The 11,974-nt window shown below is 46.3% G+C and carries 9 protein-coding genes; 7 read left to right on the top strand and 2 right to left on the bottom strand.

Annotation, left to right across the window (positions count from 1 at the left end):
* The first annotated feature begins 64 nt into the window (after positions 1-64).
* Complete coding sequence (locus ACOMHB_RS12680) at positions 65-1,165, top strand: hypothetical protein (RefSeq protein WP_448216891.1); 1,101 nt, start codon at positions 65-67, stop codon at positions 1,163-1,165.
* Positions 1,166-1,207: 42 nt separating this feature from the next.
* Here the strand turns inward: ACOMHB_RS12680 and ACOMHB_RS12675 are convergent, their stop codons facing one another.
* The gene (locus ACOMHB_RS12675; RefSeq protein WP_448216890.1) at positions 1,208-2,029 is read right to left on the bottom strand and encodes a hypothetical protein; all 822 of its coding nucleotides are present in this window, start codon (positions 2,027-2,029) and stop codon (positions 1,208-1,210) included.
* A gap of 197 nt (positions 2,030-2,226) precedes the next feature.
* Here ACOMHB_RS12675 and tnpA point away from each other — a divergent pair, with 197 nt between their 5' ends.
* The 3 genes from tnpA to tnpC are packed head-to-tail and all read left to right on the top strand — an operon-like array spanning position 2,227 to position 4,477.
* Complete coding sequence (tnpA, locus tag ACOMHB_RS12670; protein ID WP_448215511.1) at positions 2,227-2,535, top strand: IS66 family insertion sequence element accessory protein TnpA; 309 nt, start codon at positions 2,227-2,229, stop codon at positions 2,533-2,535.
* 2 nt (positions 2,536-2,537) lie between these two features.
* The gene (gene tnpB, locus ACOMHB_RS12665; protein ID WP_422452200.1) at positions 2,538-2,921 is read left to right on the top strand and encodes an IS66 family insertion sequence element accessory protein TnpB; all 384 of its coding nucleotides are present in this window, start codon (positions 2,538-2,540) and stop codon (positions 2,919-2,921) included.
* Between the two features lie 5 nt (positions 2,922-2,926).
* Positions 2,927-4,477, top strand: coding sequence for an IS66 family transposase (gene tnpC / locus ACOMHB_RS12660; RefSeq protein ID WP_448215512.1), 1,551 nt, complete (start codon positions 2,927-2,929; stop codon positions 4,475-4,477).
* Positions 4,478-4,984: 507 nt separating this feature from the next.
* Here tnpC and ACOMHB_RS12655 read toward each other — a convergent pair.
* Entirely contained in the window at positions 4,985-7,873 is a 2,889-nt protein-coding gene (locus ACOMHB_RS12655; protein ID WP_448216889.1) for a P-loop NTPase family protein, read from the bottom strand.
* Here ACOMHB_RS12655 and ACOMHB_RS12650 point away from each other — a divergent pair.
* The 3 genes from ACOMHB_RS12650 (at position 7,850) to traN (ending at position 11,973) form a co-directional block, all read left to right on the top strand.
* Positions 7,850-9,139 carry a TraU family protein gene (locus tag ACOMHB_RS12650; RefSeq protein ID WP_448216888.1) on the top strand — a complete coding sequence of 430 codons (1,290 nt, stop codon included), beginning with the start codon at positions 7,850-7,852 and terminating at the stop codon, positions 9,137-9,139. The genes ACOMHB_RS12655 and ACOMHB_RS12650 overlap by 24 nt on opposite strands.
* Entirely contained in the window at positions 9,136-9,585 is a 450-nt protein-coding gene (locus tag ACOMHB_RS12645) for a hypothetical protein (RefSeq protein WP_448216887.1), read from the top strand. The genes ACOMHB_RS12650 and ACOMHB_RS12645 overlap by 4 nt, the downstream gene beginning before the upstream one ends.
* Before the next feature lie 75 nt (positions 9,586-9,660).
* The gene (gene traN, locus ACOMHB_RS12640) at positions 9,661-11,973 is read left to right on the top strand and encodes a conjugal transfer protein TraN (RefSeq protein ID WP_448216886.1); all 2,313 of its coding nucleotides are present in this window, start codon (positions 9,661-9,663) and stop codon (positions 11,971-11,973) included.
* Position 11,974 lies beyond the last annotated feature (1 nt).

Below are 11,974 nucleotides of genomic sequence, written 5' to 3'. Positions count from 1 at the left end.
CATTTTCCTGAATAAAAAAGCACGATTAATAACGCGTGCTTTTATCAAAACAGAGAGCATTAGCATGATTAAAGCTAAGCCAAGTCATCAAAAAGACAGAATAAAAAACATCATTTTTTATTCTGTCTTGATTTGCAGTTATATCAATCACTCAGCTTTTGCAGAAACTGATACTGAAGATGGTGTTTTATCCAACCTTGTGTACTTCCAGCCCCAGATTTACATACCGGAGAAAGCTCAGCCTTGCCAAGGCATTCGTGTTTCAGATGACCGTGTATTAACCTCGAAAGCGTGTTACAAGAAAATATTTCATATGGCGAGACAGGCACTGACTATCGAAGCTCTGAACGTTGATAGCTTAACAATTGGTCGTATCAAAAAATTAAACAGTCAAGCGGCAGCAAGCGGGTTTCTGCCTATCAAAAGGAATGCAGATAATACGATCTTTAAGCCACTTCCATTGAGTTCTGGTAATGCTACCCGCAATACTGATGCGGTGGTCTATTATCTGGAAAACAATGACGGGTTAGTCGTTGCCAAGCAAGCAATATCTCTGGAGGAGTTACCTGTTGCAAATCAATTGACTATTCCATTACCTGTTAGCTATTTACCTGATGGGGCTTTAGTCAGTCAGCACCAAAGAGCCTTGTGCACTGTATCTGGTGATTCATGCGTAGTGATTAGTTCATTGCTGGGTGTTTTAAATCCCACTTTAACTTTGTCTGAAAAAACATGCATTCAGGAAGTTGTCAAAACATATCATTTTCATTGTGGAACAAGGACACTCAAATATTGCCAAGTTTTCCCTACATTAGAAGCAACGGGTACTTGTATAAATCCACTATCAGGTGAGAAGTGTGACTTTGATAGTTTGTATATAGAAGAGGAGCAATACCCTTATTATGTAGGGGGAGGGGATACTGTTAAATGCACTTCATGCTATGCGGAATACAATCATGAAGATGACCCTGACGACAGAAGCAAGAAAACGACGTGCAAACCCAAGGGTTGTATGCCCGGCTGCAAGGATAAACCTGACAATAATGGCAAAAATTTAATTGCGCCAATTGTTGGTGGTGTTGCGGGAGGTCTGGTTTTGATAGGCACAGTTGCAGGATGCCTGATCTACAAATACCGCCACCGGGCAAGTTATCAAAACCTTTAGCTCAAATCAAAGAGGCTGTTCTCTCAACTTGAACTACGGCTATCAATTTTCACTAATTTGCTGGTATCCGGCCCTGTGAGTGCATTTATAAATAATTATGGCTGCTGACGTGACGGCTAATAGCACTCCTACCCCCACAGACGTACCGACAATAATCCATTTGGTGCGGGCAGTGCCTTCACCCTTATGATGCTTGCCATGGTTGCAATCTGGCAGGCAGTCAACGGAAGAGCAGCCATTGCCAGAGACATCTCCTTCTGTAACCTGCTTGGCTGTAAACGTTGAGCAATTCACAGTGGTTGTCACTGGATTAAGGTAATAAAATTCCTTAGGGGAACAAGAACTGATTTCTCCAAAATCGCAGTCGATTTCAAACTGACAAGTTTCTGATTTTTGGGGATTTGTGCAGGTTCCACTCACATGACTTATTCCATAGCCTGCGTAGGTTTCTCGTGCCTCACACTCTTTTATCATTGGATTTTGGCAGCCAAAGAGATAAGGAGCAGGAAGATTGTTAATGCATGTATCAAACTTACAATGGTCAAAGCATTTGGCATTATCTGGTGAACAGAGGGCAAACGTACTGGGGTCAGAAGCACGACTGGCATTGCAAGAGGGGCACTTTATATCATCGAAGGGAACTGGAAATCTAATATCATCTAAGGCCTTGAATTTACAGACTTCCTTGGTATGAGCATTGGTGCATGTTCCTTCCGCAATGGCACCAAATTGATAATCAGTGCATTTGTCGATAACTCTATTAATGCAGTCACTGAAATAGTATTCAAACCCATCACACGCGCCTGGATCATAACCCTTCCAGCTGTATTCATCGTAACCATTGATTTGAACTGACCAAGACATACTGATATCTACACAATTACAGGAAAGGGACTTATAGCCGGTGGCACACTCAGCAGGCTCTGATGAACAGTGCTTATCTGTATAACATGTCCATGCACAACCATTTCCAGTAGGTAACCGCTCATTTGAGGACGTCTTCAAAAATCACAACCTGACTGCCAGCCTTTCCCCTGCAAACAACGCAGGAGATACCTAACGTGAAGCAACTGACAAAACCCTTTACCCGTCTCAACCCTGAGCAGTGGCAACAGATCATTGATCAGCAAATAGCCAGTGGCTTGAGCCAGAAAGCTTTTTGCCAAACTCAAAACATAAGCCTGGCAACATTCACAAACTGGAAACGCAAACTCAGGAATTACAACAACACTGACTCCTTTGATATCGCTCAGGCTTCTGCCCCGGAATGGGTTGAAGTCCCAAACGGGCTGACTGAGCCTCCAGCCAGCTTAAACTGGCAGTTGGAACTTGAGCTGCCCGGTGGTGTTATTCTTCGTATGCGTCGCTGATCATGTTTTTTCCAGAATCTCAGGTTCGGATCTGGCTCTACAACCGGCCCACCGACATGCGTAAATCCTACGACGGCCTGTCTGCCCTGGTGAGAAACAAACTTGAAGAAGACCCACTCAGCGGCCAGCTGTTTGTCTTCATCAACCGCAAACAAACCCAGTGCAAGGTGCTGTATTTTGATCGCAGTGGATACTGTATCTGGAGCAAACGACTGGAACAGGGTCAGTTTCATACTCATGCAGGCAAATCCATCAAGCAAACAATGGCGTGGACAGATCTGAAGCTCATCCTTGAAGGCATTGATACCCGCTGCGTTCAGCAATATAAACGCTACAAACATCAACCGTCCCGTTACACAAAAGGAGAGTCAAAGGTCTATCTTTAACCGCCATGAAATTACCTGTTTCGACCCCCGGCACCACTGACCAGGACCTGCTCCAGCAGATCCTGGTCTTGCTGTCGGAGCGTGATCAGGAAATAGCTTCTCTTAAACATCAGCTGGCCTGGTTTAAACAACAGCTATTTGGTGAAAAATCCGAAAAGCGCCTGATTGAGAATCCGGACCAGCTGGCGCTGGGAGAAATCCTTCAGGACAAGCCTGAAGAGCAGGAAACTCCCACAGAAACCATCACTTACGAACGGCGGAAAAAGAATCGCCCTGAAGACTGTGTGACCGATCAGGGACTGCGCTTTACTGAAGATGTACCGATTGAACTCATCCCGATGCCTGCTGCAGAAATGAAGGGTGAAGACGCAGACCAGTACGAAATCATTGACTACAAGTACACCTATCGGCTGGCGCAGCGCCCTGCCAGCTATGTCATCCTGAAATATCAGCGCGAAGTCGTTCGCCATAAGCCCAGCCAGACGCTAACAACGGTAGCCGCACCATCAGGATTATTTGATCGCAGCTTTGCCGATGTCAGCTTTATCGCAGGTCTGCTGGTAGAGAAGTACCGCTTTCACGCACCGCTTTACCGCCAGCATCAGAAACTTGAGTCCAGTGGTATTACCATCAGCCGTGGAACCCTGACACATCTTGAGCAGCGTGCCGGGCAGTTACTCAAACCCATCGCTGACGAAGTGCTCAACAGCTGTCTGGAAAGTCATGTCCTCACTCTGGATGAAACGCCCGGAAAAGCGGGCCGTAAAAGCAAGGGCAAGATGCAAAGAGGCTACTTCTGGTGTTTTTACGGAGACCAGAATGAGATAGCTTTTACCTTCTCCACCACTCGTTCTGGCAGGGTCGTAGAGCCTTATCTGAAAGAGTATAAGGGGGTCTTGCTGACCGATGGTTATTCGGAATACGACCGCCTGTGCATGAAATATCCCAAAATCATCCATGCCCAGTGCTGGACACATAGCAGGAGGTACTTCGTCAAGTCACAAGAGGTCGAGCCAGAAGCCGCAAAAGAGGCGCTGGACTGCATAGGTGCGATCTATCAAGTCGAAGACGAAATCCGCAAAGCTGGGCTGCAAGGCGAAGCAAAGCAGGAATACCGCCAACAGAATGCCAAGCCACTGGTTGATCAGTTCTTTAACTGGCATAAAGAACAACTTCGTCGCCTGAATCTGGTGAAAAGCAACCCATTGAGCAAGGCTCTTGGCTACGTGAACAAACGGGAAAAAGAGCTACGGCTTTATCTGGATAATCCGGATGTCGCCATTGATACGAATCACCTGGAGCGAAGTCTCAGGTGTATCCCGATGGGGAGAAAGAACTGGCTTTTTTGCTGGACAGAAGAAGGGGCAGTCAATGTAGCCGTGTTCCAGACGTTAATCGTCAGTTGTCTTCTTGCAGGCATTGATCCATACAAGTACTTCGTCGATGTGCTTCAGCGCATCAGTTACCATCCGGCTCGAGATATCCGGGAGCTAATCCCGCGAATCTGGAAAGAGAAATTCGGGGCCAATTCGTTAAAATCCGATCTCGATAAGTAGGGGGAGTCTATACCCTGCTTGAACGCTTACTCCAGTAGTACATGATGTCTTGGCTGAAGAATAGTTACCCTGGCCACCAGGGCCAGAAACGACTATATCTGCAGTGACACACTGGCCATGGGGGAAGGTCACATCTTCTTCATCACAGAAGTGATCATTGTTGAAAGTAAGCCCATCACAAGCAGCTCGAGCCGAGCCTTCAAAAATTAAAGCAAGATACCAGAAGAGTAAGAATTGAAATTTCATAGTAGAAACAGAACAACCATCGCTCAAGGACCGATGACTTCCACCTCTCTTAGTGAGCCGCCTAAAAATTAGACGGCAGATAGCTTAACGTCAAAATTGGACAGGTTTTCCTGGGTTACAGGGATATAACGAACGTTCAGAAAATCCCTCGTTAAAATGAACAGACCAGTCCATGAAAAAGTGGTTTCCAAGTTATGTTTTACAGGGCAAGGGGTGGTGTTTTTTGTCGCCAACGGATTCATCAAAAGCTTGGTGCACTGGTTATGGCTGGATTGGGTTAATTAGCCAGTCAGGAAGGCCGAGATTGTTGGTTAAAGGATTATGCATTGCTGCTGAATAATCCTTTTCCTCGCTTTCCCTGAACGCTTTCATGATGTGGTAGGGTGAATGTACTCCTTGTGGAGAAGCGCTATGTAGCCAAGTCTCTCGGTTCAGAGGTGTGGCATCAAGTGCTTGTAGGCTGAATGTCATACAATTGTTATCTTTCTTGTAGTTCCATTTTTCACCGAAAAGCTGTGAGTAAATTTCTCTCAACCTGCCCAGGTCCGCCTCCCTGCCATACAGGTCACTGAACCTATTCACCGAAAGAGCATCTTTTAATTGTTTTTTCTCTGCCCTTAAGTACTTAACTGTGGCCTCTTTATCCATAAACTCCGGGTAGTCGCGGCCCTGGAGGATATGAAAGCTGTTGAACTCTCCGTTTTTTGAATTACGGAACAGTAAAAAAGCATACCCGTCATCGGTGACACCATAACCACTCACTGCCACAACTACAGGCTCGGTCATATCACCAATGTGCTCATCAAATAAGTCACCATTTCTCAGGTGGATGCCATACAGGGGCTTTGCCCACTTTCCCATGCTGCCACCCCCATCGGCTGCCTTTTCTACAAGTCGTAAAAGAACTGCAGGCTGTGTGTCCTGTATTGATTGCAGCTCCGAAGTATGAGGTGCTTGCAACACCTCTGCATTTTGCTCAACGGTCATTTCCTCAGGTAATGGCTGATCGTTTTGCAATATATGGGCTGGTTTGGCGGGAGGTAAGGAAGTAGAAACAATGGCATCCGGTTGAACTTGCTGGATAGCCTGATTGGATACCGACTGGTTTGGAACCTCTTCGTATGTTTCTGGCAAGTCCAAACTAACAGTTACAGACTCGTAGGTGAGAGCATAAATTTCGTCAAAGTGTAGCTGATAATACGTAAGCACGTCTTCAACCAGACGCCTCAATATCTGTGTTGCATCTTTTATTATTTTACCAAGCTCATGAACCCATGGATCAAACTTCTCCATTATATGGCGGTATCTCTCTCTGATTTTCTTTATTTTATGATGCTCATGGTACTGAAGTACTCCTTTTATCATGACTTGCACTTTTTGAGGGGAAATCTTTGAAATTTCATTTTTCATTCTTTTGTCCAAAGCTTTCTGAACATCTTCCCTGCATTTTCTGTATTCAGTAAGATTAATGCGTAAATCATCCATGAACAAATAATTAACACTCATGGCTCCACCAATTCCAATCAGTCCTCCGAGTGTACCTCCAAGAGCGGCTCCAGCGAGAGACCCCCACGACCCACCAAATTGTGTGCCGACAGCTCCCCCTACAACAGCACCAGTAACCCCCGCAGTCTCTTTTGAATAACCCTTCTTGCTACTTTCATTACATACTTTTAGAAAAAATTCACAGTCTTCATCAGGTACTATATTTTTAAGTTTGTTTACAACTTTATTAAAATCAGCATTAAATTTTTTGAAATTGTCAGTAATAGTTTCTTCTGGGAATACTTTCGGTATTATGTAGGAAACAATAGTATCCGACACAATGCTGTTAATCTCTTTCAAGTCAGGTAATTTACCATCAGAATCTTGAACTTTCTTTTCGATCTTCTTTTTTATCAGTGTCATGAACCTATTATCTGGACGTATTCTCGATTTAATGAAATGTTCAAAAAGCTCTTTTTTTTGTTTATCTTCTTCCAGAACCGAAAGAATCACATCCTCTAATTTTTTGGTAGGCACAAGCTCATCTTGTTTTTCTGAAATGGAACATGCAAAAACCAGCTCTGGAGTTTTATGTAGTTTTAATTTTTTTAAATTTTCTTCAAACTTCTTTTTAAACAGCTCTTTCTCTTTTTCTTGATCAACGCATGTATCAATCTTGTTACAAACAAAAACAATCTTATTCCCATTTTTTGTTAAAGCGCTAATAGCTCCTTTATCAAACCCATTCAGATCATGATCAAATACAAAAACAACCAGATCGTCGGGGTGAATTTCTTGATCTTGAATAAATCGACCTTTAAAGTAATCAGCATCATGATCAAAATCCCCATACCCTTTTAAAGATCTTATTTCTAAATCGCCAAATCGATAAACAGGATCTGAATTTTCATTGAAAACTGGAATTACTTTAAAAGGTTTCCAGCCGACTAACCGATTGCCTAGTGATGATTTGCCAACATCTTGTTGCCCAACAAAGACTATTCTCAGTACGGGATGTTTTGATAAACTTAACGCTTCCATGTTACCTAATAGCTCTCGCTCTCTCCGTTCATCATTATCATCTTCTCTATCACTGGCTCCACCTGTGCTCCGCCCCCCCCTTTGCCCGTAACTTCCACTATTACCACTTCCTGTTGCTCCGGTTGAGGTAGATTTCTGGCTTCCCCAAAACTGGCTGTTCATAGCCTGATAAATGAGTCTATTGATATCCTCTCCTTCATAGATTGTCTCTGTATCGGGTTCATGACCCGCAGTCTTGTCTTTAACTCTACCTGAGTCAGTCAATGTTCTACCCAGCTGCTCCCACTCAAACTCCAGGTTAAACTCATGATCCGGCCACTCTGCCAGCGTATCGATTTGCTTTTCAATTTGCTGTCGGGAGCCTTCATCCTGTTCAGACAGTCCGGCGGTCATATCCATAAGAAAGTGAATAAATGCTTCTCTGCCGCTCAGTTTGGGAGCAAGCCATTGCAGTAGCTGTTGCGAACTTCCCATATATGCCTTTAGCTGGCGGAACTCTGCCTGGCTCAGTTGCATTACAGAAGGCGTTGAACCATTAAAGCGGATGTGTAACGTCACTCCTGAAACAGGATCGGGCTCGCCCATGACCCAGTGGTTGCCGTGAATATTAACGATCGTCAGCAATTGAAGGCTGTGATTCCATGGTTACAGCAATATCCTGATGCGCTGGTTTTGGTATCCAGTGGATCACTGCAACAGTTTCAAAAACTATCCAGTCTCTGGCATGAACATCCAATTTACATCATGCCCCCGGAGCTGATTCATCGCTTTCAACTGACTACCTTGCCCGCATTAATGACACCAGAAAACCTGAATCACTGGCGAGTGATAACAGCAGCAGTATCACAGTTTTCTGCCATTGATGTGGTGTCATGGGCAAGAGCTTTGATTTCCATGTCTGCACAATCTGCCTCTGCGCAGGAAACCACAGACAACCCATCAATAGCCCTGTGCCAGAACGTACCCATTCTGTCAGAGAAGTTGATTAATTCTGTACCCTGGAAAGAGCTGTTTCCCATTCGTATCGGACTGGCAAAAATGGGTTCGGGTAAAGAGCCTGATGACAGAGCTAACACCATTACGGGGTCATGTTTCTGCGAAGACAGCGCTGGCATGTTTCACCCTGGCGTGACTACCGGCTTCTGGCGACCTCAAAAGCTGATTGAACTTACCCGCAGTCCCGGCTGCCTGATGGCATTGGGTGGTCACAAGCTATCTATGGTTGACCAGCGTCGTTGGGGAACACTGGGTTCTGCCAATATTCCCAAAGGCTTAACCTATCTCCACGCTCATGTTTACAGCCTGCCACTGATTGAAATGCTGAATATGTATACCGGCATTGGGGGCTGTACCAGTGATCTGGTGGATTTTGATCTGCTGAATTTGTCAGAAGTAGACCCGTCGTGGAATCACCCGGAGCTGGCCGCCCTGCTCTCTCCCGACCTGGCTGCTTATGCCAATCCTGCGGCGATTAATGCTTGTACAACTGATGGCCTAGCCGCTTTGAACTCACAACCTATGGATAATCTACACTGGTGCGCTGGTAGCTGGGGTTCCCTTTATCCATTGTCCGGTTTTACCAGCACCTACGGTCACTTTGCCGATAACACCAGTCTGCTGGCAACACGAGCTCTAGCCAAAATTCACCGGATTGGTCTTGGCAGAAAAACCATAGGAGAAGAGGCCCAGTGCCAGAGCCGTATCACTCCCTGGCTCCCCAAAAGCCAGTACAAAATGAGCATGTTCTGGCCTGAGCCGGAGAAGCAGAATGCACACTGGATCGGGGCTTCAGCCGCAACATGGGGAATGCATCGTCACCCATTGGCTAAAGACGACGCTATGTATCTGCTTTGGCAATATCGGGATTGTTGCCAGACCGTCAGTCAATGACAATACGTGCCTGCTACAACCTACTGGCTCGGTTGTTAGCTTTCTGCTTTCACACGGCAATGGCAGAAACCACTCAGGAAGCCATTCGCACATTTGAGCAGCATACCCGCTCCACCTGGCTCCATCAGATTAACCAGCAATCTGAAGCTATTACAAGAAACCCTCAGCCTACTACCAACCAGGTACCAAACCTGATGATGGAAAAACCTTCAGACACTACTCAGCGTCGGAAGTTGGAAAGTTATTATCAAAATGAAGATTTCGATGGCTTACAATCTTTTGGTGAACAGCGGGCGCAACAACTGGAAACTGAACAATCCCCCGTAGGTGAAGCATGGCGCCTATTGAACCAGTCACCGGATCGATATTACCCCGATGCCAACGAACACACGATTCTCCACCCTGTAGAACAAAGTATTAAGGCCCTGCAGCACCCCAACACCTGATCTAAACAGAAGCACTGGCCTACAGATGCTAATGGCAATCCCATATACGACAACTCTTTAGATGGGCAGAGCGAAATGAGTGCCACGATCGCACGACTACGTCGACATTTCAGAGGCTGTGACTACCAAAGAACACTGGTACTGAAACAAGACCGTCAGGTACACAGCCCGGACATCAGGGAGTGCAGCCGGGTCCTAGTTAAAGATCACAGCCTGACGCTCAATCGCCATCTGACTGTCCAGCCTTTTTTGAAACATATACGAGGCAGCAGTATCTCCGGCCTAAGAGCCTGCGACAGTGGTTCAGACACAGAAGGTTGCCTGGAAATCCGGTTGGGCATCAGCCGCAGTGCTGACAACTACTACCGCTGCCGCTGCTGTATTAAGGAAGAGTCACTGACGGTGAAAATGCTGAAACCCGAAGCCCTCAATCAAGCCAAACTGGTCGATGCCCGCTGGGATGACCGCATTCAACTCTGGCTGAATGATCACAAGCTATGGCAAAGCAACCCAGATTTTCCGCCAGAATCCGGTGGCCGGTGTGACCGGGATAAAAACTATTACCTGAACCAGGAAGTCAGCCTTGCCAGGGAAGTCATTCAGTCCGGAGCACCCGATATATCCTTTCGGTTAAGAACCTCCGTCGGTGATAAAGGGGAAGGCTTTGCCTTGGTCCGTCTGTATTTTGATCTTAGCCAGCTGGTTTCATCAGACCATTGGGGGACCTTGGCACAACAAGAGCAGCTGGCCAATATGCAGCAGTGGCATAACGATGGTCTATGCAAGCTGTCGTTTCACTGCCTTGAACGACTGCCTGCGGCTGAATATACCGTACACGGCAAAACCGTCCCTCTGTTCTCTTCACTGTCTCCAGAATTACCTTCGGACTGTAAAATGGCCAAGGCTGAAGTCGACTGTTTCTTCTACAAAACGAGATCATCAAAATCTCCGCCGGATCACTGTGCTCACTATGCCAATAACCCTCACTGTGAGTTTCTGGACAGCCGTTGTTTAGGGGAAAAGTCCGGCATCTGTTATACCCGACAGGATCGTTATGACTGTGGCTACAAAGGCCACGTGAATCGCATCGGTATCGAGGAAAGTATTCACTGCGAAGGTCAACCCATGCAGTGCATGTTAGGCGAGTGTCAGGCCAATATTACCGATGCGGATAACACTGACTTTGCCAGTGCCGTCAGCCGTCTCCATGCTGCAAAACATATGGCGCACGATATGCAGTGCAATCAGGACGGGAGTGGATGCAAGATATTCAGCGGCAAGCCCTGCACCTGCAAACAAGGCATTTTAAATATGGTGGACTGCTGCAATCTACCTACCCATGTGAATTTTGCCAGCTATTTGAACCTGCTGCTGATGGGCTATCTATTTGATCAATCAGCAATCCATCTACAGGGGAATTTTCCCAATCAGCTGACTGGGTCTTATCAGAAAATGAGGGAACCACTGATGGAGGGCATCAACAAGCTCAGTCAGCCTGCAAAGAATCTATGGTCCGATTTAGGCAAAAGCTGGGACAAGCTCACAGAAAGGCTATGGCCGACACCGGCTGAAGTTCATACCCAGGCTGCCACTGCCAAGCCCATTGCCGGAGAACTGTCGCATGAAGCTCAGAAGTCTATGCTCGGCAATATGCAGCAACAACTGATGCGAAAGATGGCAGAAGTCGTTCATAAAATTCTGGGCGAGGATGCCACCAATCTGCTTTTTCGAACGGTTGGTAACAACCTGGCTTCTCAGGGCAATCAGCTGAGCCAACAAACCCTGATTATGAACCCGGCCATCACCTCAGCGATCAGCGTCGTCACCATGATCTATACGGCATACACCATGACCAAACTGATTATTCAGATCACCAACAAATGTGAAACCGAAGAATTTGAATTAGCCGCCAAACGGGAGATGAAAACCTGCCATAAAGTCGGCAGCTACAGGGAAAACAAGTTTTTGGGATTGAGCAGCATGGAGTACAACCGCTATTGCTGTTTCAGTTCACCCCTTTCCCGCATCATGCAAGTGCAGATCAGGAAGCAGCTGAACACTGGATGGGGCTCTGCCGAACATCCCGATTGCTCGGGTATAACGCCTGAAACTCTGCAAGCTGTGAACTGGAACCAGATTGACCTTAGCGAGTGGCTGGCATTGTTAAAACTGCAAAACAAACTGCCAGAGTTGAATGCCGATACTCTGAAACAGTTGAATCTGGAAACTCTGACGGGCAAAGGGTCAAGGTTGGATTTCGACCAGCAGCGGGAGGACAGTCGCAAGCGGCTGGAAGCGCGCTATCACGATATAACACCAAGCCATATCAACAGTTATCAAGCAACCAAATCTGAAGAGATACGCCATTCTTCACTTCACCGCCGATGAA

The organism is Endozoicomonas sp. 2B-B (genome assembly GCF_053470045.1).
The sequence above is the reverse complement of the archived record's forward strand: the minus strand, read 5'-3'. Positions and strand labels throughout refer to the sequence as shown.

What these genes read in the sequence shown, in the direction of transcription:
- ACOMHB_RS12680 (WP_448216891.1), top strand. Translation starts at nt 65, where the DNA reads ATGATTAAAGCTAAGCCAAGTCATCAAAAAGACAGAATAAAAAACATC.
- ACOMHB_RS12675 (WP_448216890.1), bottom strand. Translation starts at nt 2,029, where the DNA reads ATGTCTTGGTCAGTTCAAATCAATGGTTACGATGAATACAGCTGGAAG.
- tnpB (WP_422452200.1), top strand. Translation starts at nt 2,538, where the DNA reads ATGTTTTTTCCAGAATCTCAGGTTCGGATCTGGCTCTACAACCGGCCC.
- tnpC (WP_448215512.1), top strand. Translation starts at nt 2,927, where the DNA reads ATGAAATTACCTGTTTCGACCCCCGGCACCACTGACCAGGACCTGCTC.
- ACOMHB_RS12645 (WP_448216887.1), top strand. Translation starts at nt 9,136, where the DNA reads ATGACAATACGTGCCTGCTACAACCTACTGGCTCGGTTGTTAGCTTTC.
- traN (WP_448216886.1), top strand. Translation starts at nt 9,661, where the DNA reads ATGAGTGCCACGATCGCACGACTACGTCGACATTTCAGAGGCTGTGAC.